We start from the raw sequence: 24,046 nt of genomic DNA on the forward strand, positions 1-24,046 counted from the left end.
GGGATTGAATCAATGTCAGTGAAAAAATGGGCAACTAAGGGCAGCACGATGATGATGGGTATAGCACTATTGTTATCAGCTTGTAGTAGTGGAACTACAAGTAGCGGGGGATCAACTGCAAGTACACCTTCACCAGCAGCAACGGCAGCAGCGACAACAGCACCAGCAGCTCCAAGCAAGACGATTAAAATCGGTGTATTAGCGTCACTTACAGGTGCTCTCGAAAGTTATGGTAAACAAACGTCCAAAGGCTTCGAGCTTGGAATTGATTATGCAACTGGGGGTACCAAAGAGGTTGCTGGAAGTAAAATTGAGTTCGTAATTGAAGATACAGAAACAAAACCAGACGTTGCAGTTAAGAAAGCAACGAAGCTGCTTGATCAAGATAAGGTGGATTTTCTAGTAGGGTCATCCAGTTCAGGTGACACACTTGCGGTTCTACCATTAGCTTTAGAATATAAGAAAGTAATGGTTGTTGAACCAGCTGTAGCAGATAGTATTACAGGTGCTGCTTGGAATAAATATGTTTTCCGTACAGCACGCAACTCTTCACAGGATGCAGCAGCAGGTGCAGCAGCAATTGCGAAGCAAGGAGTTAAGATTGCTACGTTCGCTCCTGACAGCGCTTTCGGTCGTGATGGAATTAAAGCTTTTAGCCAAGTTGCTAAGAAGCTTGGAGCTGAGATTGTGACAGAGCAATATGCAGATGCTACAGCAACTGACTTCACAGCTAACATACAGAAAATTATTAGTGCTAAACCAGATTATTTATTCATCGCGTGGGCGGGTGCGAACTCCCCTTGGAAGCAATTGCAAGATATGAAGGTTCAAGAGAAGGGGATCAAAATCTCAACAGGTGCACCAGATATTGCAGCACTTAAAACAATGAATGATTTGGTTGGTATGGAAGGCTTCTCCGTTTATTACAATGAACTGCCGAAGAATGACGTGAACAAATGGCTCGTGGATGAACACAAGAAACGCTTCAATGGTGAAGCGCCAGATCTATTTACCGCAGGTGGTATGGCTGCTGCGATTTCAATTGTAGAAGCAATCAAGAAAACGAATGGTGATGTTGATTCAGAGAAATTGATTAAGGCGATGGAAGGCATGTCATTTGAAACACCAAAGGGAACGATGACATTCCGTCCTGAAGATCATCAAGCCTTGCAATCTCTGTATGCAATTAAACTAGAAAAACGTGATGGTGTAGATTATCCGGTTCCGGTTCTGATGAGAGAGCTGACGAAGGAAGAAACGACGCCTCCTATTCTTAACAAGTAGAAATGTCTTTGCCGTCGATTTAGACGGCGCATTTCTGCGAGAAATTTCAGAGAATTTATAAAGGAATCATATAAATTCTCAAATTTCAAGAAATAAGACAGAAAGTGGGTGTTCGCATGCAACTGATCCTGGAAACAAGCAAACTCAGTATTGCCTTTGGTGGACATATGGCGGTTAGCGAGGTTAGCTTGCAGGTTCCGAAGCAGCATTTTAAATCGATCATCGGACCCAATGGTGCGGGCAAAACGACGTTCTTTAATTTGATAAGCGGACAATTAAAGCCAACTGAAGGGCAGGTATTATTTAAGGGGGCAGATATTACACATCTGCCCCCTCCTGCTAGAACGAGGCTTGGAATGGGTCGCTCTTTTCAAATTACGAATGTGTTCCCAAGCTTAACTGTGTTCGAGAATGTGCGATTAGCTGTGCAATCAGCAGCAGGTGTTCGATTTAATATGTTCTCACGCGCCTCAAAATTCAAGCAATTCGAAGAAGAGGCTTATCATCTGCTAGAAACTGTTTTCTTGGCAAGTAAAGCCGAAGCACTAGCCAAAAATTTAGCACATGGCGAGAAGCGGAAGTTAGAAATCGCTATGCTGCTTGCGCTTAAATCGGAGCTGTTGCTGCTAGATGAGCCGACAGCTGGGATTTCTGTAGAGGAAGTACCTGCCATATTGGATGTAATTAGACAAATCAGAGATAGACGGGATCGAACGATCCTATTGATCGAACATAAGATGGAAATGGTGCTGGACTTGTCTGACAGTATAACGGTATTGTTCAATGGTCGTTTACTAGCTGACGGCACGCCACATGATATTATGCAGAACGAGCTGGTACAGTCCGCTTACTTGGGAGGATTATACGATGACGCTTCTTAAAGTGGATGGGATTGAAACCTACATTGAGCAATATCATATTCTGCAAGGTGTTTCATTTGAAGTTACGAAGGGTGATATAACCGTCCTATTCGGCAGGAACGGCGCAGGCAAAACAACTACACTGCGTTCGATTATGGGATTAAATCCACCTTCGAAGGGTCAGATTCTGTTTGGTGGTGAGCGAATTGATTCCATTCCAACACATCTTATTTCCCGCAAAGGCATTGGCTATGTGCCAGAGGATCAAGGAGTTTTCTACGATCTTACTGTTGGAGAGAATATGAAGTTAGCCATTCGCAAGAACGATGCAGGTGCAATGGAAAGACAAGAATGGGTTCTTGGTTTATTCCCAGATTTGCAAACCTTCTGGCAACGTAAGAGCGGTCTGTTAAGCGGAGGTCAGAAGCAAATGCTGGCAATCGCTAGAGCATATGTCAATGATAATGAGCTGCTTCTGATAGATGAACCAAGTAAAGGACTTGCTCCAATTATGGTGGAGAAGGTTATGCAGGCGATCGAACAAATGAAGTCGAAGACAACGGTGCTGCTTGTAGAACAGAATTTCTTCATGGCAAGCATGATTGGCAATCGATTCTACATCATGGACGAAGGCCGAATTGTACATCAAGGTCAAATGCAGGAACTTAAAGATGATCGGGAATCCCGTCAGAAGTACCTGGGAATTGCCTAAGGAAAGGAATTACAGTCGAATGGAATTAGTCAGTCTCGTCATTAATGGCCTAGCAACCGGTATGTTGCTGTTTCTACTGGCATCTGGTCTGACTCTTATATTTGGACTCATGAGTGTGCTGAACTTTGGACATGGTGCTTTGTTTGCTTGGGGTGCTTATGGTGGTGTGTGGCTGTATAAGCAAACAGGCAGCTTTCTTCTAGCGGTACTCGGAGCCGTAGTGATCGGTATGCTCTTAGGGCTAATCATTGAGCGAATTATTATTCGACCAGTGTACGGTAATCACGTTTCACAAATATTAGTAACCTTAGGGCTCATGCTAGTCTTAAGTGAATTGCTTAAAGTGTTCTGGGATCCTAATCCAATCCCTGCAATTGTTCCCCCTTACTTAGATGGGAGCTGGATGCTTGGCGATGTGATTATTATCAAATATCGCTTATTTATTATCATAGTTGGCTTACTAGCCTTTGCTCTTTTGCAGTTCTTACTGAACAGAACCAAGATGGGTCTTGTCGTGCGAGCAGGAGTGATGAACAAAGAGATGGTCCAGTCCCTTGGCGTCAATATTAAGCTCGTATTCTCACTTGTATTTATGCTTGGAGCAGGACTTGCCGCTTTAGGAGGGGCACTTCTTGCACCTTACTCTGGTGTTATTTTTGCTGAAATGGGCATGCAGTTTGGAATTCAGGCGTTTATAGTTGTCGTGATTGGTGGGATGGGCAGTATAAGAGGATCTGCACTAGCTGCAGTGCTCGTCGGGCTATCTGGTGCACTAATGGCCTACTATGTGCCGGATTTATCGCTTGCTGTCAACATGTTGCTCATGGTTGCGGTTCTGCTATTTAAGCCATCGGGTCTACTCGGAGCGAAGGGGTGAAGCTATACATGTTGCAAAATAAGCTTAGTGAATTTTCTAAGTCTAATATGGTACTACTTATTATCGGCGTTATGTTAGTGCTTCTTCCTCTTGTGAATGATTCCCGGTCGCTAATGATCTTGATGACGCAAATCTTTATTTTTGGTATTTTTGCGATGAGTTATGATGTATTGCTCGGGTTTACTGGGATTGTGTCATTTGGACATGCGGCATTTTTTGGGATTGGTGCTTATGCAGTTGGCGTATTTATGGATATGTTCGGACCTTCGATCGGCATGCTTATTCTTGCCTTTGTAGTGGGTGCTATACTTGCTGCCATTCTAAGTTATCTTGTTGGGATCTTGTCTTTACGATTGAAAAGTCACTTCTATGCCATGCTTACGCTAGCGATTTCGGGACTTGTGCTTGTAGTCGCAGAGAAATGGCGTTCCGTGACCAAAGGTGGAGAAGGATTTACATTCCAGATTCCTGAGGTCTTAATGAATCGCACTACACTTTATTTAGTTACGTTAGGTGTTATGGTTATTATTTATTTATTGCTTAAGAGGATTACGATTTCACCGCTTGGTAAAGTGCTGCAAGCTATTCGTGAGAATGAACAGCGTACTGAATCGCTCGGATATGAAATCGTCCATTATAAAGTAATTGCCAGTGTTGTCGCTGGCGTCGTAGCTTCTATGAGCGGTGGGTTATATGTCATTACATTAAAGTTTATTAACACTTCTGTATTATCCGTGGACGTGACATTAAATGCGTTACTTATGACTATTATTGGTGGTGTAGGTACACTTGTTGGTGCTGTCCTTGGATCAGCAATTATCGAACTAGCCCATCACTGGTTAACGGAGCTTGCTAAAGTTCACCCGATTTTTGAACGCTGGATTATCTTCTTTGGCTTACTCTATATTGTGGTCGTTATGATATTCCCACTTGGTATAATCGGAACGATTAAGCTGTGGTATAGCAAACGATTGGTAAAGCGGCAAGGAAAGAAGGTCGATCTGACGTGGCAGATTCCTACTCCTCCCAAGTAATGTCGTCGTTCGTGCTTCGCTTTAGCCCGCTTGAGTGTGAGGAGCTAGAGGATCATAAGTGGAGAATTCGTGTAACACATGTGCAGAATCAAGATGAGGTGACAGTTAGTACACTTCAGGATGCAATGGACTATATCGATGATGTACTGAAAAGAGGATAACAGTAAATGGAAATATCACAATTGAATGCGATTCAGACTCAGTTAATTGGAATTGTGAGTACGGGTGTCTATATTCCTCAGAATTTTATGACAAGTGAACAAATAAGTGAAGCATCTGGAATACCTCAAGAGGTGCTTGAACGTAAGATGGGCATTAAGCGTAAACCAATACCAAGTGCGGATGACCATAGCTGTGAGATGGGGATTCGCGCAGCTCGCGAAGCGATTACCAAAGCGGGAATTGACCCACTTGAGATTGATCTGGTTATTTATATTGGAGAAGAGCATAAAGAGTATCCTGTCTGGACTGCGGCACTGAAGCTTCAGCAAGAAGTTGGAGCGCTAAATGCATGGGGATTCGATGTAGCACTTCGTTGTTGTACGACCATTATGGCGATTAAAGTAGCGAAGAACATGATGCTTGCTGACGACGCTATTACCACGGTGCTGCTTGCTGGAGGTTATCGCAATTCAGATTTGATCGATTATCAGAATCCTCGTACCAGATTTATGTTTAATTTATCAGCTGGTGGGGGCGCAATGATTTTACGAAAGGATCAGAATGGATTAACTGACCAAGATGCAAATGTGTGTGGTGAAGTGCTTGCCTCTCATATTATTACGGATGGATCTTTCTCAGAGGATGTAATCATTTGCGCAGGCGGTACGAAGCAGCCTATTACACAGGAAGCATTAGAGCAGAGATTACAGTTCTTTGATGTACCAGATCCTGAAGGGATGAAAACAAGGCTAGATACCAAGTCTATGGAGAATTTCGTATCTGTCATTCGAGAATCCGTCACTAAGAGTGGCTATCGCCCAGAAGATATCGACTATTTAGCGATTCTTCATATGAAGAAATCCGCACATGATTATGTTCTTCAAGAACTCGGTCTGACAGAAGAACAAACCATCTACTTAGAAGATTATGGTCATATCGGTCAGTTTGATCAGATTTTGAGCTTAGAGCTAGGGGTGCAGCAAGGCAAAATTAAAAGTGGCGATTTAGTTGTCCTTGTGTCCGCTGGGATTGGATATGCCTGGGGGGCAACAACAATCAAATGGAGATGATGATGTGATGATAGAAGTTGAATTAAAGTCCATCAATTTATCGAACGGGGAAACACTTGGTTATCGTGAAAGAGTAGGCGGAAAGCAGGTATTATTACTTGTTCATGGCAATATGAATTCCTCTAAACATTGGGATCTGGTGCTTGAGAATTTAGATTCACAGTATAAAGTCTATGCTGTTGATCTACGGGGTTTTGGGATTTCTACTTATCTGAAGCCAATCGATAGCTTGCAGGATTTATCAGAGGATCTCAAGCTGTTTGTGGATGCAATAGGGCTAGAACGTTTCTCGCTAGCTGGTTGGTCAACAGGTGGCGGGGTGGTTATGCAATTTGCCGCTGATTATCCGAATTACGTAGAGAAGCTTATTCTGCTTGATTCCATGTCAACACGTGGTTATCCGTTCTATGAAACCGATGAAAAATTTGTCTCGGATTTATCTCAGCGGATTAAGACAAAAGAACAAATGGAGGTAACTCTACGCACGAAGGTCGTAAATGGTGCAAACTTGCGAAGAGATAAGGAGTTTATGCAATTCTTATTTAATGCTTCGGTATATCCGTTAAAGAGGCCGACACCTGAACGATATGAAGCTTACTTGGACGATATTCTGACGCAGCGGAACCTACCTGAAATCTATCATAGTTTAAATAGCTATAATATCAGCAATGTGGATGGTGAGCTTACAGCTGGCTCTGGTGCAATCAATCGGATTATAGCTCCCGTGCTTGTCCTGTGGGGTGATCACGATGTCGTCGTTCCAATGGAAATGACGAATGAGATTATGGATGATTTTGGTGATCGCGCAAGATTAGTTGTGCTGCATAATTGTGGACATTCTCCGTTAGTCGACGATATTGAGCTACTATGTTCAGAAATAACTAAGTTTCTCTGCGAATCAGCTTAAGGGTTCATCTTAAGGATCTATCTTAAGCAATTATCACAAGTATGCTACCTCATATGAATGACTAATTTAAGAAGATTGGAGACTGAGGAATTGATGAGATTAGCTGATAAAGTAGCTATAGTCACTGGCGGTGCAGGCGGAATTGGGCTAGAAACTGTGCGTTTATTCTTAAGTGAAGGTGCAAGCGTTGCAATGGCTGATTATAACGATGCTGCAGGCAATAGCGCTGTGGAGCAGTTGAAGAGTGAGGATGAAGTTGTAAGTGATCGATTACTGTTCGTTAAAGTGAATGTAGCCGACGCTAGCAGCGTAGAGTCGATGGTTAATACAGTTGTTGAGCGGTTTGGTTCACTTGATATCTTGATCAATAATGCGGGCATCACCCAAGACAGTATGCTTAGTAAAATGACACTCGAACAGTGGCACAGTGTGATCGATGTGAACCTAAATGGCGTGTTCTACTGTACGAAGTACGCTGCACCTCATATGGTAAAGAAGGGTAAAGGCAAAATTATTAACACTTCTTCTATCGTTGGTGTGAATGGGAATATTGGACAGACAAATTACGCTGCGACCAAAGCTGGAATTATCGGTATGACGAAGACTTGGGCCAAAGAGCTTGGCTTCAAAGGTATAAATGTAAATGCAGTAGCACCTGGGTTTATTGAAACAGGGATGACAGCTATCATGCCAGATAAAGTGTTAGAGGGGATGAAGGATAAGGTTCCCCTTCGTCGACTTGGTCAACCACAAGAAATTGCTCAAGCCTACTTATTCCTTGCTTCTGAGGAATCAAACTATGTGAACGGTACAGTGCTTGAGGTAGATGGGGGTCTCGTCATCTAATGTACGGGAATAAAGTGAATGTACTTACGGCTGATCAAGCCGTCACGCTCATCGGCGACGGGAAAACCGTCGCCGTTAGTGGTTTTGTAGGATGCGCGCATCCTGAAGCACTAACAGCAGCGCTGGAGAAGCGCTATCTGAAGGAAGGATATCCGCGCGAGTTAGCCTTGGTATATGCGGCAGGACAGGGGGATGGCGCGGATCGTGGGCTCAACCATCTGGCGCATGAGGGCTTAGTCCGAAGGGTTATCGGCGGTCACTGGGGGCTTGCGCCTAAGCTGGGCAAGATGGCGCTTGAGGACGCCATTGAAGCCTACAATTTGCCGCAGGGTGCAATCGCTCACTTGTTTCGCGACATTGCTGCTGGCAAACCAGGTACGATCACTCATGTCGGTTTATATACATTCGTCGATCCACGATATGAGGGTGGTAAGTTAAATAAAGTGACAACCGAGGATTTGGTTGAACTAGTTACGATTAGCGGCAGGGAGCTATTGCTCTACAAAGCTTTTCCGATTGATGTAGCGCTGATTAGGGGAACGACAGCAGATGCTTATGGCAATATAACAATGGAGAAGGAAGCCGCAACACTTGAAATGCTTGCAATGGCACAAGCCGCTAAGAATTGTGGCGGGATCGTCATCGTACAGGTCGAACGTATGGCATCAAGTGAATATCTAGATCCCAAGCAGGTGATTATTCCAGGTATTCTTGTTGATGCGATCATCGTTGCATCTTGGGATGAGCATCAGCAAACTTTCCTAGAGTTATATAACCCGGCATATTCAGGTGAAACGCAAGGAATTGTAGCTAAACTAGAACCTATGAAGTTTGATGAAAGGAAGATTATTGCCAGGCGTGCTGCTATGGAAATAAGAGCAGGGAATGTGATTAATCTAGGTATTGGGCTACCTGAAGGAATCGGCTTCATAACGGCAGAGAATCAGATTCAAGATTACACGTTATTGTTAGAATCAGGTCCAATTGGTGGTATTCCTGCACGTGGTCTTAGCTTTGGGGCATCGACAAATCCAAGTGCGATCATCAATCAACCTTCGCAGTTTGATTTTATTGATGGAGGTGGGATTGACATTGCTTTTCTGGGAATGGCTGAAGCGGATCAGTTTGGCAATGTAAACGTGAGTAAGTATGGCTCCAAAGTAACAGGGTGCGGCGGGTTTATTAACATTAGCCAGAACGCCAAGAAGGTTGTGATTTGTTCGACTTTTACAGCTGGAGGCTTGGAAGTTGCTATGGATGAGGGTACTCTTCGTATTATTCAAGAGGGTAAGCATCAGAAATTCGTTTCATTAATAGAACAAATTACATTTAATGCAGCTTATACAAGTGTACGAGGAATAACGGTGCTATATATTACAGAACGTGCTGTCTTTCGTTTAGATGGGGATACGCTAGAGTTAATAGAAGTAGCTCCTGGAATGGATATCGATAAGCATATTTTATCTCAGATGGCATTTAAACCTCGAATTTCTCCTGATCTAACAACGATGGAGCATGCTATATTTCAATGATACGGAATTCATATTACTAGGTCTCGTGAAATTCTAAAGCTTATATTCTGATAATTTATAATTGACGTAATAGTATATCACGGTATAATGTTACTATATTACTTTACTGATTTTACGCTTTTATGCAATAAAGGTTAAGACTAGTTGTTATGTTAAAGAGGGGGAAATACAGAATGAAAACTAAGAAATCGATCATGCTCATTATGATGACTCTTATACTTGCAATATTTGCAGGTTGTGGAGCCAAAAACACTACTGAAGGTGGTAAAGCGTCAAGCACACCAGCTCCAGAAGTAGCAGCAACTAAGGCACCAGAAGCCACTAAGCCAGCTCCTGAAGCTGCTAAGAAAGTAAATATTGGTATTTCACAAATCGTTGAGCATCCATCACTTGATGAGGCGCGTAAAGGGTTCCTTGCGGCTCTTAAAGATAATGGTTACATTGAAGGCGAGAACCTGGTAATCGATTATAAGAATGCTCAAGGTGACGGTCCAACTCAAGCAACAATTGCACAGAAATTCGTAGCAGATAAGAAAGATCTAATTTTAGGAATTGCAACACCTACAGCACAAGCAATTGCTCAAGCTACACAAACATCAGCAGACGGTAAGAATATTCCGGTTCTGTTTACTGCAGTAACAGATGCTCTTGATGCGAAGCTTGTTCAAAGCAATGAGAAGCCAGGTAGCAATGTAACAGGAACAGTTGATATGCATCCTGAAGCAGTTTCCAAGCTTATGGAGTTTATTGCTAAGAATGTAACAGACGTTAAAGCAGTAGGAATCGTATCTAACCCAGGCGAAGCAAACTCAGTTGTTAACGTGAAGATGGCTGAAGAAAATTTAACGAAGCTTGGTTTGAAGGTTGTCAAAGCTGCAGCTACTAACAGTAATGAAGTGCAAACTGCTGCACAATCCTTAATCGGTAAAGTGCAAGCAATCTATGTTCCTTCTGATAATACAGTTGTAGGCGCACTTGATACAGTTATCCAAGTTGCTGATAAGAATAAATTGCCTTTATTTGTAGCTGAGAAAGATTCCGTGAAAAAAGGCGGCGTAGCTTCCTACGGATTTGAATACTACGATCTTGGTTATGCAACTGGCAAAATGGCAGTTGATATTCTGAAGAATGGTAAGAAACCTGCTGATATTCCAGTTGGTTATGCTGAGAAAGTGAATCTTGCTATTAACTTGAAAGCAGCTGAGAAGCAAGGCTTGAAAGTGACAGATGAAATGAAAGCTGAAGCTAAAGCGAACAATTACTTATTCGAGTAATTGGATAGTTTGGCAATTGAGCAGTTTGAACATAGTTTTCAATAGAGAGTAGTCTATCCATAGGCTACTCTCCCTTGTATTTTATTAAACTTGAGGAGGATAACAACATGATTTACAACATGATTGAAGCACTGCAAGGACCTCTGCAATCAGGTGTTTTATATGCTGTAATGGCATTAGGCGTGTATTTAACCTTTCGGATTCTTGATTTTCCAGATCTTACCGTTGATGCTAGCTTTACTACAGGTGCGGGCATTGCTGCACTGACGATTACGAACGGAGTTTCTCCTATCCTTGCGATGATTCTCGCATTTGTAGGAGGCGCGATTGCAGGTGCAATCACAGGTCTACTTCATACGAAGGGTAAAATTAATGCACTACTTTCTGGTATTATTATGATGATTGCGCTCTACTCGATTAACCTCCGGATTATGGGGAAATCGAATTATTCCTTACTTGGAATTGACACGATGTTCACACAAATAACGAACGTGTGGGTGATGCTAGGTATTACGGCAGTAATCGTAATTGTTATTAAATTCTTGATTGACTGGTTCTTGCACACAGAGCTTGGTCTTGCCTTGCGTGCGACGGGTGATAATTCGAAGATGATTCGAAGCTTTGGTGTTCATACGCATCGTACGATTATTATCGGAATCTCACTTTCGAACGGGCTTGTTGCTCTCTCTGGTGCACTAGTAGCTCAATCACAAGGGTTTGCAGACATTACGATGGGGGTAGGGATGATCGTAATTGGTCTTGCTTCCGTTATCATCGGGGAGTCCATCTTTGGTGCCAAAACCGTCATTCGTGCCACAATAGCAGTTGTCTTAGGTGCAATTATTTATCGTATTATTATTGCGCTTGCTCTACGAATTGAATGGCTGCAAGCAAGTGACATGAAGCTAATTACAGCTGTAATCGTTATTATCGCTTTAACGCTTCCCATGCTTCAAAGATCAATTAGGCAGAAGCAGATTGCGAAGAAGCGTGGTCAAGAGCTTATGGAACAGGGTAAGCTTATGGTTAATGATGGAGGTGCTTCATAATGCTAGCTATTAAGAATGTATCCAAAATCTTTAATCCGAATTCTCCTGATGAGAAGATGGGGCTTGCTAATATTAACCTACATCTTAAACCACGGGATTTTGTAACTGTAATTGGAAGTAATGGAGCAGGTAAATCTACTTTAATGAATATTATTTCGGGTGTACTAACTCCGGATGTAGGTTCAATTTGGATAGATAATAAGGATGTCTCGTTATTGCCTGAATATAAACGTAGTAAATGGATGGGTAGAGTATTCCAAGATCCAATGGCTGGAACTGCTCCATCCATGACTATTCTAGAGAATCTTGCTTTGGCGTATTCGAGGGGTAAGAATAGAGGACTTTCGTTCGGCGTAACGAAGAAGCGTAAAGCTATTTTTCATGGGCAATTAATGAAGCTTGGTATTGGTCTAGAGAACAGATTACATGCCAAGGTTGGGATGTTATCAGGTGGTGAAAGGCAAGCGTTAAGCTTGCTGATGGCGACATTTACTGAACCTCAAATTTTGTTGCTCGATGAGCATACAGCTGCACTTGATCCGTCTAGAGCAGAGTTAATTACAAGACTCACGCACGAAATAGTAGAAGAGTTTCATTTAACAACTTTGATGGTAACACATAATATGGAGCAAGCAATTAGACTTGGTAATCGCTTGATCATGATGGATAAGGGTAAAATAATTTTGGATATTGATCAAGAGCATAAGCAAGGCTTGACAGTAGAAAAGCTGCTTAAAGAATTCGAGAACATTCGCGGCGAAAAATTTACTGATGACCGAGTCGTATTGGGGTAGCTAATTTTTGTGAAATATGAGAAAATAGGTAGGAATAGTTTGAATTGATAAATAATAGTCAAGGAGGCAATAACAATGTCTGAAGAAAGATCCTTAGGGTTTGATACATTAGCCGTACACGCTGGTCAAGAGGTAGATCCAACTACCTTATCACGAGCAGTACCGCTTTATATGACAACGTCGTATGCTTTTCGTGATACGGATCATGCAGCTAACTTATTTGCGCTTAAAGAATTTGGTAACATTTATACTCGCTTGATGAACCCAACTACAGATGTTTTCGAGAAACGTATTGCTGCACTTGAAGGAGCACCAGCTGCACTTGCTGTAGCATCTGGTCAATCAGCGATTACCTATGCGATCCTGAATATTGCAGGGGCTGGAGATGAAATTGTCTCAGGCAAAAGCTTATACGGTGGCACATACAATTTATTCGCGATTACACTTGCTAAACTAGGTATTAAGGTGAAATTCGTTGATACAAGTGATCCAGAGAATTTCCGTGCTGCAATTACGGATAAAACGAAAGCAGTGTATGCCGAAACGATCGGGAATCCAAAAGGTGACGTGCTTGATATCGAAGCAGTAGCTAAGATCGCACATGAGAATGGTGTTCCGTTTATCGTAGATAATACATTTCCAAGTCCATATTTACTTCGCCCAATTGAGCATGGTGCTGATATTGTTGTACATTCTGCAACGAAATTTATTGGTGGACATGGTACCTCGATTGGTGGCGTGATTGTAGACGGTGGTAAATTCGACTGGACTGCAAACGATAAGTTCCCAGGATTAACTCAGCCAGATCCAAGTTATAATGGTGTTGTTTACACAGCTGCTGTAGGACCGATTGCGTACATTATTAAAGCACGTGTTCAATTACTTCGTGATATGGGTGCAGCTATTTCTCCATTCAATTCATTCATGCTTCTACAAGGTCTTGAGACTTTACATCTTCGTATGGAGCGTCACAGCTCGAATGCGCTTAAGGTTGCTGAGTATTTAGAAGCTAATGATGCAGTTGACTGGGTTAACTATGCAGGACTTCCTAGTCACTCATCGTACGAGCTTGCGAAGAAATACTTGCCTAAAGGTCAAGGGGCTATTATGACTTTTGGTCTCAAGGGTGGAATTGAAGCAGGTCGTAAGTTAATTCATAGCGTTAAATTATTCTCACATCTTGCTAACGTAGGTGATTCTAAGTCACTTATCATTCACCCAGCAAGTACAACACATCAGCAGCTTACTGAAGAAGAACAGATTGGTGCAGGTGTGAATCCAGGTCTTATTCGTCTATCGATTGGTACAGAAGATATTAACGATATTATTTATGATCTCGAACAAGCGATTAAAGCGAGTCAATAATAGATTAATTATTAAAGAGAGGACACCTCATAGTCTAACGACTAAGAGTGTCCTCTTTTAAGTTTATCATTCATTTTTGGCTCAATACCAAAATCAGTGCTTGAACAAAAAACCTTGCTCTATAGCAAGGTTTGTCTAATGATGAAGTAAGTTTTGAGGTTTATCTATGTTTGGAAGATTTTTATTTTCTGATTGAGGTCATTGGCATTATTTCGTAAGACTTCAGATGAAGCGGCGATTTCTTCCATAATAGCCGTCTGTTCTTGCGTATAGGCAGACACATCCTTCGCTCCACTTGCGATTTGGCCTGATATAGCTGCGATTCCTCTAGTTTCATCAAGGGTCTTCTGAATTTGTATCGCTTGTTCGGACACGACCTCAACAATAACCTTAACAGCATTAGAGGTATCACTTACCGCATCAACAATGTCAGTAAGTGCTTGGTTGACCTGCTCCCCTTTGGAAGCTTCTACACTAATAACATGGACTTGACCAGTAATTTGATTTACAACTAGGCCGATTTGGGTTTGAATTTGCTTAATTAAGTCATTGATATTATCAACTGCAGTCGTGCTTTGCTCTGCAAGCTTGCGAATTTCAGTGGCAACTACAGCAAATCCCAATCCTTGTTCCCCGGCTCTAGCGGCTTCAATCGAAGCGTTTAAGGCAAGCAGGTGGGTTTGATCAGCTATTTCTCGAACGACGATTGAAATATTATTAATTTCCTGTGCGTGGGTATCTAACTCATTCACAATTTCAATGGAACGTTCGCTAGATTTAGCAAGCTCTAGCATACCTTGTACAAGAGAATGAACGATAACCTCACTTTCTACGAGTGTTTGTGACATGTTCTTGGTAATACTAAATGCTTGATCTGCTTTGTTACTCACATCCTGAGCTGCATCTGAGATGCGCTCAACTGTAACAAATGTATTCTGGGTCGAAACAGCTTGAAGATCTGCGCCTTTGGATATATCGATAATGGTATCGGAAATGCTTTCGACTTGATTGGCTGCTTGAAGAAGTGCATTACTTAAATCTGAAGCATTTCGATTTGTACTAGTAGAATTGTTTGTAATTTCTGAAATAATTTGTTTCAGATTATTTAACATGGTTGTGAAGGAAGCGTAAAGAATATGAATCTCATCACTTGAACGATGTTCAGGTATGATGATATTCAGTTTTCCTGTAGCTGCCTCATTGACAGCCGACGTTAAGGTGATGAGTGGCTTCACTAAATATCTAGCTGCAAGCCAGCCGAGTAGGCCCGTCCAAAAAATACCAAGCGCTAGGATGATACAGATATACAACCATTCTTGCATTCGGGGAGCTATATAATCTTTGAGAACAAAAATGAAAAAACCGCTTGTACCGTATGTGACTAGTGAAACGCTAATAATGCCAAGAACCATTTTTTTAATGACGCTGAATTTCATTTCAAACTCCCCTTTAATATAATCAGCTATATGAATTTATAGGATACCAAATCTATTATAAATCATTTTCAGAATATATAAACTATTAAATGTATAAAATTCTAAATATTACTGATAATATTCGACAACGGTTGACACATTATAATGTGAAAAACCGTTTATTTCTATGATAGGAGGTTGAATTATGTCACATAAACAACAAGGACATGGTCGTCAGAATACGACGACTAAAACGTCTGATCGCAAAGGTAACAAAGGGAAAAATCATAATTAATTAACAGTGTAGATGAGTAAGGATGGGCTACCTCATGTGAATGAGATAGCCCGGCAGATTAATTTAAATAAACCCATACTTAACATATCCTCTCTAACGTTATACACTATTATATGAATAATATTTTTTTGGTATGGATTAGTCGTCCAATTGAAGCCGGAACGATGTATATTTTTAATACTAACTAGGAACTGTAGAATCTGAGGGAGAGTAGACATGAAGCCGATAATCGAAATAGCTGAGCAAATAGGAATCGAAGCAGATGATTTGGATTTATATGGTAAATATAAGGCTAAAATAACGAATACAGTTTGGGAACGTGTGCAAAATAAAGACGATGGCAAACTGATTCTAGTAACAGCAATGAATCCCACACCAGCAGGTGAAGGCAAGACGCTGACAACGATTGGATTATCCCAAGCACTTAATCAAATTGGTAGACAGACGATTGCTGCACTACGTGAACCTTCATTAGGTCCTTGCATGGGGATGAAGGGCGGAGCTACAGGCAGTGGTAAGGCGCAGATTGTACCGGCGGATGATATTAATTTGCATTTTACAGGCGATCTGCATGCGATTTCTTCAGCCCATAATTTGCTTGCTGCAATGATTGATAATCATATTTTTCATGGTAATGCCTTACAGATAAATCCACAGCAAGTGCTATGGAAAAGAGCTGTCGACATGAACGATCGTGCCCTTCGCAATATCGTAATTGGTCTACAGCAAGGCGGCGTTCGAGAAGATGGGTATATGATTACAGTAGCCTCAGAGATCATGGCTATTCTTTGTTTAAGCGAGAGTCTTACTGATTTGCGTAATAGACTAGGCAATATAATCATAGCTTACAAGTACACAGGTGAACCTGTAACAGCGAGAGATTTAGAGGCTGATGGTGCGATGACGGTATTACTTAAGGATGCACTTAAGCCAAACTTAGTACAGACGATTGAAAATACACCTGTATTTGTACATGGCGGGCCTTTTGCCAATATTGCACATGGTTGTAGTAGTGTAATTGCAACTAAGCTAGCGCTAAAGCTTGCTGATTATGTGGTAACAGAGGCTGGATTTGGTGCAGATTTGGGTGCAGAGAAGTTCTTTCATATCAAATGCCGTAAAGCGGGTCTTAAACCTAGTGCCGCAGTGCTTGTTGTTACTGTCAAAGCGCTTAAATATAATGGTGGTGTTTCAAAGAATGAGCTTTCTTTCGAGAATGTAGCAGCTATTCAAGCTGGATTTGCGAATGTTGAGAAGCATATTGAGAATTTACGTGCTTTTGGAGTTCCAGTAATCGTAGCAATTAACCACTTCGCAACAGATACAGATGAAGAAATTAGTCAATTACAAGCGTTATTACGTCAGTTGAATGTTAGCTCTGTTGTTTCTCGTGTTTGGGAACATGGAGGACAAGGGGGAACTGATTTAGCTAGACAGCTAGTAGAATTAATCGATCGTGAGCCTAGTCAATTCCATTATCAATATAATGAACAGGATACGATTATTTCCAAAATTGAAACCATAGTTAGGCAAGTTTATGGTGGTGCAGATGTCCATTTGACGATGAAAGCAAAGAAGGCAATCCGGCAAATAGAAGCAATGGGAGCGGATCGATTGCCGCTATGTATAGCCAAAACACAATATTCTTTCTCTGATAATCCCAAATTAATCGGACGACCAGAAGGGTTTACCATGCATATTAAGGATATCCATCTATCAGCAGGAGCGGGATTTATCGTTGTGTTAACTGGTGATGTGATGACGATGCCAGGATTACCTAAAGAGCCGCAAGCTGTTAGATTAGATATTGATGCTGATGGAAATGTTTTGAATTTAGATTAAGGATCTATCGGACTAACAGCAATCTCATGCTAAATTGGGGTTGCTGTTTTTTTAGTGCTACTATAAATGTGAAAAAGGAGCTTACCCCTTAAATAGAAAATTCTACTTTTGAGACATCCCCTTCTTCTTGGTTATATAGACTTCACCTTGCTTATTATCTAAATTTGGTGCCACTGCGATTCAGTAAACCGAACCTCACGTTAAGCTGTCCTCTAATTTCTTCACGCATTTTTTCCTTGCTAATCGTCGTTTGTTCCTTCTGGGCTTCATTACTTTTACGGATTTCGTAAGTTTGCATACCATCTTCGATCTTATTGGCAATTTCCACAAGCAATTCCACATCAGCAAAAGAATACATGCGAGTCCGCCCCTTGGTACGCTCTGGAAATATGAGTTGGCGTTCTTCATAGTAGCGAATTTGTCTCTCCGACAAGCCAGTTAATTCACTAACGATACCGATCGATATGACTTTCTTATCTTTATAGGATATTGCCGACATGTTATTCACTCCCTATTGGAACCCTTATTGATGTTTCGAATTCTTGATATTTTTAATGTAGCATAAATTTGAAGATCCACAAAACTTAATGTCATATTATCTTACATATAATGATATCTATAGCGGAAATAAAAATATATTATGTTAGATTATCTAACATCTTTGTGGAATTGATATATATTTTATGAAAAAATGAAATCATTCAATAACGAAAACTAATCGGAGGTTTTGAAGATGACAGTAAAACATTATACCAGAGAAGACATTGTACGCTTAGCGCAAGAGGAGAATGTTCGATTCATTCGATTGCAGTTCACTGATTTACTCGGAACCATTAAGAACGTAGAAATTCCAATTGGTCAACTACCAAAGGCACTCGATAATAAAATGATGTTTGATGGTTCCTCAATTGAAGGCTTTGTAAGAATTGAAGAATCAGATATGTATTTATATCCAGAGCTTGATACATGGATGGTATTCCCTTGGACAACAGGCAACGGTAAAGTAGCACGATTGATCTGTGACGTGTACAACCCAGATCAAACACCTTTTGCTGGAGATGCTAGAGGTATTTTGAAAAAAGTACTTAAGCAAGCTGAATCCATGGGCTTTACAGCAATGAATGTTGGACCAGAGCCAGAATTCTTCTTGTTCCAATTAGATGAGAAAGGAAGACCAACACTTGATGTGAACGATCAAGGTGGATACTTCGATCTAGCACCAATCGATTTAGGAGAAAATTGCCGTCGTGATATCGTGTTAACACTTGAAGAAATGGGCTTCGAAATCGAAGCTTCTCATCACGAAGTAGCACCTGGTCAACATGAAATTGACTTTAAATATACGAACGCTGTAAACGCGGCTGACCAAATCCAAACGTTCAAGCTTGTAGTGAAGAATGTAGCTAAACAACACAACTTACATGCGACATTCATGCCAAAACCATTGTATGGCGTAAACGGGTCTGGTATGCACTGTCACCAATCATTATTCCGTGGTAATGAGAATGCATTCTACGATGAGAGCGATGAGCTTGGATTAAGTGAAACAGCCAAACAATACATGGCAGGAGTTCTAGAGCATGCTCGTGGCTTCGCAGCAATTACGAATCCGACAGTTAACTCCTATAAACGTCTTGTACCTGGTTATGAAGCACCTTGTTACATCGCTTGGTCCGCTAAGAACAGAAGTCCACTTATCCGTGTACCAGCTAGCCGTGGATTAAGTACTAGAATTGAAGTTCGTAACCCAGATCCTGCAGCTAATCCTTACTTAGCACTTGCTGCAATGCTAGCAGCTGGACTTGATGGTATTAAATGTAAAATGAAGGTTTGCGATCCAACGAACCAAAATATTTACTTGATGAATGAAGAAGAACGTAGAGAAAAAGGTGTTGACAGTTTACCTTCTTCCTTACAAGAAGCACTTGATGAGCTAAGAGGCGATGATGTTATTGTCAAAGCACTAGGGGAGCATATCGTTTCACACTTTATCGAAGCCAAAGAAATCGAATGGGATCAGTTTAGGGTGCAAGTTCATCCGTGGGAACGTGATCAGTACATGACTGCATACTAAGTCATACATTTTACAGCTATCAGTAGAGGGTGGTTTGACATGACAATGAATAGATTACCGTTAAAACAAGGACTATACGATCCAGCTTTTGAACGCGATGCGTGTGGGATCGGATTCATAGCGAATATTAAGGGTGTAAAATCAAATGCAACCGTCAACCAGGCATTAGAAATTCTATGTCGCTTAAAGCATCGTGGGGGCCAAGGTTCAGATCCGAGTACAGGTGACGGTGCAGGAATTCTAACACAAATTCCTCATACTCTTCTTGTTCAGGAATGCTTGAAGGAAGGGTTTACCCTTCCGGAAGCTGGCGCTTATGGAGTAGGGATGGTGTTTCTGCCACAAGTGGAAGCAAGTCGCCTAGCGTATGAACATATGGTTGAACGAATTGCTACTGACGAAGGTCAAGTTGTGCTTGGCTGGAGAACAGTACCTGTTGATGACTCTGTAATGGGTAAAAGTGCAAAAGCAGCTAAACCTTATATACGTCAAGTATTTATTGCGGCTGCATCTGACTTCAACTATACAGATGAGCTTGCATTTGAACGTAAGCTATATCTCATTCGCAAACGTATTGAATTCGAAGCGAATCGTATGGAGTTGCCGGATACAGATAAGCTTTATTTTACGAGTTTGTCTTGTAAGACAATCGTATATAAAGGTTTGCTATTACCGGAGCATTTGGCGGCATTCTATCAAGATCTGTCCCATCCTGGATTCGAATCTGCGCTAGCGCTCGTTCATTCTAGATTCAGTACGAATACATTTCCAAGCTGGGAACGAGCGCATCCGTATCGGTATATGATTCATAACGGTGAAATTAATACAATTAAAGGTAATGTAAACTGGATGCGGGCGCGTGAACGTGCCTGCGAATCCGATTACTTTGATGATATGGCTAAGGTTCGTCCGGTTATTGATGAAGATGGTAGTGATTCATCGATGTTTGACAATGTTCTGGAGTTTCTAATGCTTACGGGACGGTCTATGTCTCACTCTATCATGATGATGATTTCTGAGCCTTGGGAAAAGGATGCAAGTATGAGCGATGAGAAAAAAGCGTTCTACGAGTATCACAGCTTATCCATGGAACCATGGGATGGTCCTGCTGCTGTTGCTTTTACAGATGGGACACAAATTGGTGCTGTCCTTGACCGCAATGGACTAAGACCAGCACGTTATTATATCACCAAGGATGATCGCATCATTATGTCGTCTGAAGTTGGTGTAATTGATATTGATCCTGAGAACATCATTCGTAAAGATCGTTTGCGTCCTGGGCAAATGCTGCTTGTTGATACGGAGCAAGGACGAATTGTACCTGATCGTGAAATTAAACAGCGTATTGCTGGAGCGCATCCGTATCGTGAATGGCTAAAAGAACAAATCATTCATCTAGATGAATTACAGGATTACAGTAATGAAAGTAAGCAACCGGTTTATGAAACGGTTTCGCGTCTTCAGCATGTGTTCGGATATACGAATGAAGAGCTGTATAAAGTTCTGGTTCCGCTCGCAGTTCGTGGAGAAGATCCAGTCGGATCAATGGGGTATGATGCACCGCTTGCGGTATTGTCTCAGAAGCCACAACTACTGTATAGCTATTTCAAGCAAATGTTCGCACAGGTCACAAATCCGCCAATCGATGCTTTTCTGGAGGAAATGATTGTATCTGTTGAAGCATTAATTGGACCAGAAGTTCCTTTACTTCAGCAAGAAGTAGCAAAGCTACAACGAATTCGTTTGAAGACACCTGTTGTGAGCAATAAAGAGCTACAACGTATCAAGTATAATCAAGAACAATATTTGAAGGTTGCGACCTTATCTATGCTATTCCCAGTTTCGGATGGCGAACAAGGGATGGAAGAAGCATTACAACAGTTATTAGCTGAAGCAAGCCAAGCAATTGAAGATGGAGCTACGCTATTGATCGTATCTGACCGAGGTGTGAATGCAAGCTTAGCACCAATTCCTGCCTTATTGACAGTAGGTGCGCTTCACCATCACTTAATTGGTTGCGGTACGCGTACAAAGGTTAGTCTGATCGTAGAATCAGGTGAACCACGTGAAGTTCATCATTTGGCTATGCTGCTTAGTTATGGAGCCAATGCGATTAATCCATATTTAGTGTTTGATTCTACGCTGCATATGTTGATGAATGAGCAATTAGAAACAGAAGATTTGGCCGAACCGATTACTTATGATCAGATGGTATACAACTATTTAAGTGGAGTGACCAAGGGAATCCTGAAGGTTATATCCAAAATGGGTATTTCTACAATTCAGAGCTACGTTGGTGCTCAAATATGTGAAATTGTTGGTATTCGCCAAGATGTTGTTGATCGATATTTCACTTCGACACCAACAAGAATCGGTGGCATTGGGCTTGAAGTTATTGCACGTGAGACTTTAATCAGACATAAGAAGGCATTTGCTGTAGATAATGGAAGACAGCCACAGCTTGAATCTGGTGATGATTTTCAGTGGAGACATAATGGTGAAGAGCATTTATTCAACCCACAAACGATTCATACCTTACAGCACGCTTGTCGTCAGAACGACTATAGCTTATTTAAACGATACAGCCAGTTAGTTAATGAAGAAACACAAACAAGCAATAATCTTAGAGGCTTACTAGAATTTACATTTGCTCGAGAACCAGTACCAATCGATGAGGTTGAATCGGTAGAGAATATCCTTAAACGCTTCAAATCTGGAGCTATGTCTTATGGCTCAATCAGTAGTGAAGCACATGAGGCACTTGCGATTGCGATGAATCGAATTGGAGCTAAGAGTAATTCAGGTGAAGGCGGAGAGGATCCTGCACGTTACATCGCAGATGATAATGGAGATCTTCGCAGCAGCTCAATTAAACAAGTAGCTTCAGGTAGATTCGGCGTAACGAGCAATTACCTTATCAATGCGAGCGAATTGCAGATCAAGATGGCACAAGGAGCAAAGCCTGGTGAAGGTGGGCAGCTGCCAGCTCGTAAGGTGTATCCATGGATTGCAAAGGCTCGTGGATCTACACCAGGTGTGGAGCTTATTTCACCACCACCGCATCATGACATTTACTCTATCGAAGATCTAGCTGAACTAATATACGATCTGAAGAATGCGAACCCAGTTGCAAGAATTAATGTCAAATTAGTTTCTGAAGCTGGTGTTGGAACGATCGCAGCAGGTGTAGCCAAAGCAAGAGCAGACGTTATTCTCATTAGCGGATATGACGGTGGAACAGGGGCAGCATCACGAACAAGTATTAAGAACACGGGTATGCCTTGGGAGATCGGTCTTGCTGAAGCTCATCAAACACTTGTACTTAATGGATTACGCAGTAAAGTGACACTTGAAACAGATGGTAAGCTCATGACGGGGCGCGATGTGATTATTGCAGCATTGCTTGGTGCAGAAGAATATGGTTTTGCAACAGTTCCGCTAGTAGTCCTAGGATGCGTAATGATGCGAGTGTGTCACATGGATACATGTCCAGTAGGTATTGCAACGCAAAATCCAGAGCTTCGGGCTAAGTTTAAGGGAGACCCTGATCATATCGTTAATTTCATGCAATTTATTGCTGAGGACGTTCGTGAGTGGATGGCGAAGCTTGGATTCCGTACCATTAATGAGTTGGTGGGACGTACGGATTTATTGACTACCAAAGAAGTTCCAGCTCATCTTAAGGCCTCGAGCCTCGATATAACACCATTACTTTATCGACCTGTTATGGGTGATACGAATGGCATTGAATATAAAATTCCGCAAGATCATGAATTGGATCAAACATTAGATGTTCAGAAGCTTGTAGAGCTTGCTAAACCATCCCTTGATCATCAAGAAAAGGTACATGTAACGTTACTGATAAATAATATGAATCGTGCTGTCGGTACAATTTTGGGCAGTAAAGTGACTACGCTTTATGGTGCTGAAGGATTGCCGGAAGATACGATCAGAATTGATTTTAAAGGAACGGCAGGGCAAAGCTTTGGTGCATTCATACCGCAAGGAATGACCTTCACTCTAGAAGGGGATGCCAATGATCATGTAGGTAAAGGATTGTCCGGAGGCAAAATTGCCGTATATCCACCAACTAAATCAAGCTTTCAGCCAGAGAAAAATATTATTATCGGGAATGTTGCTTTGTTCGGCGCAACATCCGGAGAAGCTTATATCCGTGGTGTAGCTGGAGAGCGCTTCTGTGTTCGTAACAGCGGGGCTAATGTTGTTGTCGAAGGTGTTGGTAACCACGGTTGTGAATATATGACTGGTGGAAGAGTAGTCGTACTTGGTGAAATCGGTAAGAACTTTGCGGCTGGAATGTCGGGTGGAATCGCATATGTATATGCTGATAGCATTCAGGCAGTTGAAGCACAGTGCAACCTACGAATGGTGTTGCTTGAGCCAATCCAAGATCGTGAAGAAATGACTACCGTCAGACAAATGATTGAGAATCACGTTCAGTTTACTCATAGTACACACGCACAGAAAATTCTGCAGCATTGGGAACGAAATGTGAAGCAATTCGTACGCATTGTGCCTACGGAATACAAACGGATGCTCAAAGCCATTGAACGATTCCGCCAATCAGGTGTTCCTGGTGAAGAGGCATTGTTAGCAGCATTTCAAGAAAGAAAGAATGCTTGACTAACATCGG

At 41.7% G+C, this 24,046-nt stretch carries 19 protein-coding genes; 17 read left to right on the forward strand and 2 right to left on the reverse strand.

All coding sequences use genetic code 11. The annotated features are described in order from the left end of the window. The first annotated feature begins 12 nt into the window (after nucleotides 1-12). From AC1DOK_RS07590 to AC1DOK_RS07655, 14 genes are all read left to right on the forward strand, one after another. Nucleotides 13-1,284, forward strand: a complete 1,272-nt coding sequence (locus tag AC1DOK_RS07590) for a substrate-binding domain-containing protein (protein ID WP_477553643.1) — start codon at nucleotides 13-15, stop codon at nucleotides 1,282-1,284. A 116-nt stretch (nucleotides 1,285-1,400) separates the two neighbouring features. Beyond that, a complete protein-coding gene (locus AC1DOK_RS07595) occupies nucleotides 1,401-2,165 on the forward strand; it encodes an ABC transporter ATP-binding protein (RefSeq protein ID WP_477553644.1) in 765 nt (254 codons plus the stop codon). Next, entirely contained in the window at nucleotides 2,152-2,856 is a 705-nt protein-coding gene (locus AC1DOK_RS07600; RefSeq protein ID WP_477553645.1) for an ABC transporter ATP-binding protein, read from the forward strand. The genes AC1DOK_RS07595 and AC1DOK_RS07600 overlap by 14 nt, the downstream gene beginning before the upstream one ends. 19 nt (nucleotides 2,857-2,875) lie before the next feature. Next, nucleotides 2,876-3,733 carry a branched-chain amino acid ABC transporter permease gene (locus AC1DOK_RS07605; protein WP_477553646.1) on the forward strand — a complete coding sequence of 286 codons (858 nt, stop codon included), beginning with the start codon at nucleotides 2,876-2,878 and terminating at the stop codon, nucleotides 3,731-3,733. A gap of 8 nt (nucleotides 3,734-3,741) precedes the next feature. Continuing rightward, nucleotides 3,742-4,767 carry a branched-chain amino acid ABC transporter permease gene (locus AC1DOK_RS07610; protein ID WP_477553647.1) on the forward strand — a complete coding sequence of 342 codons (1,026 nt, stop codon included), beginning with the start codon at nucleotides 3,742-3,744 and terminating at the stop codon, nucleotides 4,765-4,767. Then, complete coding sequence (locus AC1DOK_RS07615; RefSeq protein ID WP_477553648.1) at nucleotides 4,767-4,928, forward strand: hypothetical protein; 162 nt, start codon at nucleotides 4,767-4,769, stop codon at nucleotides 4,926-4,928. Before AC1DOK_RS07610 ends, AC1DOK_RS07615 begins: the two co-directional genes overlap by 1 nt. A gap of 6 nt (nucleotides 4,929-4,934) precedes the next feature. Further along, entirely contained in the window at nucleotides 4,935-5,999 is a 1,065-nt protein-coding gene (locus AC1DOK_RS07620) for a 3-oxoacyl-ACP synthase (RefSeq protein WP_477553649.1), read from the forward strand. Between the two features lie 7 nt (nucleotides 6,000-6,006). Further along, entirely contained in the window at nucleotides 6,007-6,906 is a 900-nt protein-coding gene (gene phaZ / locus AC1DOK_RS07625) for an intracellular short-chain-length polyhydroxyalkanoate depolymerase (protein WP_477553702.1), read from the forward strand. Between the two features lie 93 nt (nucleotides 6,907-6,999). Continuing rightward, nucleotides 7,000-7,752 (forward strand): 3-oxoacyl-ACP reductase FabG, encoded by a 753-nt coding sequence (fabG, locus tag AC1DOK_RS07630; RefSeq protein WP_477553703.1) that lies wholly within the window; start codon nucleotides 7,000-7,002, stop codon nucleotides 7,750-7,752. Then, on the forward strand, nucleotides 7,752-9,284 hold the full coding sequence (locus AC1DOK_RS07635; RefSeq protein ID WP_477553650.1) for an acyl CoA:acetate/3-ketoacid CoA transferase: 1,533 nt from the start codon (nucleotides 7,752-7,754) through the stop codon (nucleotides 9,282-9,284). Before fabG ends, AC1DOK_RS07635 begins: the two co-directional genes overlap by 1 nt. Before the next feature lie 173 nt (nucleotides 9,285-9,457). After that, entirely contained in the window at nucleotides 9,458-10,558 is a 1,101-nt protein-coding gene (locus AC1DOK_RS07640; protein WP_477553651.1) for an ABC transporter substrate-binding protein, read from the forward strand. Between the two features lie 119 nt (nucleotides 10,559-10,677). Next, a complete protein-coding gene (locus AC1DOK_RS07645; protein ID WP_477553704.1) occupies nucleotides 10,678-11,607 on the forward strand; it encodes an ABC transporter permease in 930 nt (309 codons plus the stop codon). Next, entirely contained in the window at nucleotides 11,607-12,401 is a 795-nt protein-coding gene (locus AC1DOK_RS07650; RefSeq protein ID WP_477553652.1) for an ABC transporter ATP-binding protein, read from the forward strand. Before AC1DOK_RS07645 ends, AC1DOK_RS07650 begins: the two co-directional genes overlap by 1 nt. 75 nt (nucleotides 12,402-12,476) lie before the next feature. Beyond that, entirely contained in the window at nucleotides 12,477-13,766 is a 1,290-nt protein-coding gene (locus AC1DOK_RS07655; protein WP_477553653.1) for a homocysteine synthase, read from the forward strand. Nucleotides 13,767-13,930: 164 nt separating this feature from the next. On the opposite strand, the gene AC1DOK_RS07660 is transcribed toward AC1DOK_RS07655, so the two are convergent. Continuing rightward, nucleotides 13,931-15,202, reverse strand: coding sequence for a methyl-accepting chemotaxis protein (locus AC1DOK_RS07660; protein WP_477553654.1), 1,272 nt, complete (start codon nucleotides 15,200-15,202; stop codon nucleotides 13,931-13,933). Between the two features lie 490 nt (nucleotides 15,203-15,692). On the opposite strand from AC1DOK_RS07660, the gene AC1DOK_RS07665 reads away from it, so the two are divergent. After that, nucleotides 15,693-17,318: a formate--tetrahydrofolate ligase gene (locus tag AC1DOK_RS07665; RefSeq protein WP_477553655.1), complete on the forward strand. Its 1,626-nt coding sequence runs from the start codon at nucleotides 15,693-15,695 to the stop codon at nucleotides 17,316-17,318. 154 nt (nucleotides 17,319-17,472) lie between these two features. Here the strand turns inward: AC1DOK_RS07665 and AC1DOK_RS07670 are convergent, their stop codons facing one another. Beyond that, nucleotides 17,473-17,817, reverse strand: a complete 345-nt coding sequence (locus tag AC1DOK_RS07670; protein WP_477553656.1) for a MerR family transcriptional regulator — start codon at nucleotides 17,815-17,817, stop codon at nucleotides 17,473-17,475. A 234-nt stretch (nucleotides 17,818-18,051) separates the two neighbouring features. On the opposite strand from AC1DOK_RS07670, the gene glnA reads away from it, so the two are divergent. Together glnA and gltB are read left to right on the forward strand one after the other, a co-directional pair. Next, nucleotides 18,052-19,392, forward strand: coding sequence for a type I glutamate--ammonia ligase (gene glnA / locus AC1DOK_RS07675; protein WP_477553657.1), 1,341 nt, complete (start codon nucleotides 18,052-18,054; stop codon nucleotides 19,390-19,392). Between the two features lie 39 nt (nucleotides 19,393-19,431). Then, complete coding sequence (gltB, locus tag AC1DOK_RS07680; protein WP_477553658.1) at nucleotides 19,432-24,036, forward strand: glutamate synthase large subunit; 4,605 nt, start codon at nucleotides 19,432-19,434, stop codon at nucleotides 24,034-24,036. The last annotated feature ends 10 nt before the right edge of the window (nucleotides 24,037-24,046 follow it).

The organism is Paenibacillus sp. P5_B5 (assembly GCF_056400365.1).

Excerpts from the sequence above, each read along its gene's own strand:
- AC1DOK_RS07590 (WP_477553643.1), top strand. The coding sequence starts at position 13 with ATGTCAGTGAAAAAATGGGCAACTAAGGGCAGCACGATGATGATGGGT.
- AC1DOK_RS07595 (WP_477553644.1), top strand. The coding sequence starts at position 1,401 with ATGCAACTGATCCTGGAAACAAGCAAACTCAGTATTGCCTTTGGTGGA.
- AC1DOK_RS07600 (WP_477553645.1), top strand. The coding sequence starts at position 2,152 with ATGACGCTTCTTAAAGTGGATGGGATTGAAACCTACATTGAGCAATAT.
- AC1DOK_RS07605 (WP_477553646.1), top strand. The coding sequence starts at position 2,876 with ATGGAATTAGTCAGTCTCGTCATTAATGGCCTAGCAACCGGTATGTTG.
- AC1DOK_RS07610 (WP_477553647.1), top strand. The coding sequence starts at position 3,742 with ATGTTGCAAAATAAGCTTAGTGAATTTTCTAAGTCTAATATGGTACTA.
- AC1DOK_RS07615 (WP_477553648.1), top strand. The coding sequence starts at position 4,767 with ATGTCGTCGTTCGTGCTTCGCTTTAGCCCGCTTGAGTGTGAGGAGCTA.
- AC1DOK_RS07620 (WP_477553649.1), top strand. The coding sequence starts at position 4,935 with ATGGAAATATCACAATTGAATGCGATTCAGACTCAGTTAATTGGAATT.
- phaZ (WP_477553702.1), top strand. The coding sequence starts at position 6,007 with ATGATAGAAGTTGAATTAAAGTCCATCAATTTATCGAACGGGGAAACA.
- fabG (WP_477553703.1), top strand. The coding sequence starts at position 7,000 with ATGAGATTAGCTGATAAAGTAGCTATAGTCACTGGCGGTGCAGGCGGA.
- AC1DOK_RS07635 (WP_477553650.1), top strand. The coding sequence starts at position 7,752 with ATGTACGGGAATAAAGTGAATGTACTTACGGCTGATCAAGCCGTCACG.
- AC1DOK_RS07640 (WP_477553651.1), top strand. The coding sequence starts at position 9,458 with ATGAAAACTAAGAAATCGATCATGCTCATTATGATGACTCTTATACTT.
- AC1DOK_RS07645 (WP_477553704.1), top strand. The coding sequence starts at position 10,678 with ATGATTGAAGCACTGCAAGGACCTCTGCAATCAGGTGTTTTATATGCT.
- AC1DOK_RS07650 (WP_477553652.1), top strand. The coding sequence starts at position 11,607 with ATGCTAGCTATTAAGAATGTATCCAAAATCTTTAATCCGAATTCTCCT.
- AC1DOK_RS07655 (WP_477553653.1), top strand. The coding sequence starts at position 12,477 with ATGTCTGAAGAAAGATCCTTAGGGTTTGATACATTAGCCGTACACGCT.
- AC1DOK_RS07660 (WP_477553654.1), bottom strand. The coding sequence starts at position 15,202 with ATGAAATTCAGCGTCATTAAAAAAATGGTTCTTGGCATTATTAGCGTT.
- AC1DOK_RS07665 (WP_477553655.1), top strand. The coding sequence starts at position 15,693 with ATGAAGCCGATAATCGAAATAGCTGAGCAAATAGGAATCGAAGCAGAT.
- AC1DOK_RS07670 (WP_477553656.1), bottom strand. The coding sequence starts at position 17,817 with ATGTCGGCAATATCCTATAAAGATAAGAAAGTCATATCGATCGGTATC.
- glnA (WP_477553657.1), top strand. The coding sequence starts at position 18,052 with ATGACAGTAAAACATTATACCAGAGAAGACATTGTACGCTTAGCGCAA.
- gltB (WP_477553658.1), top strand. The coding sequence starts at position 19,432 with ATGACAATGAATAGATTACCGTTAAAACAAGGACTATACGATCCAGCT.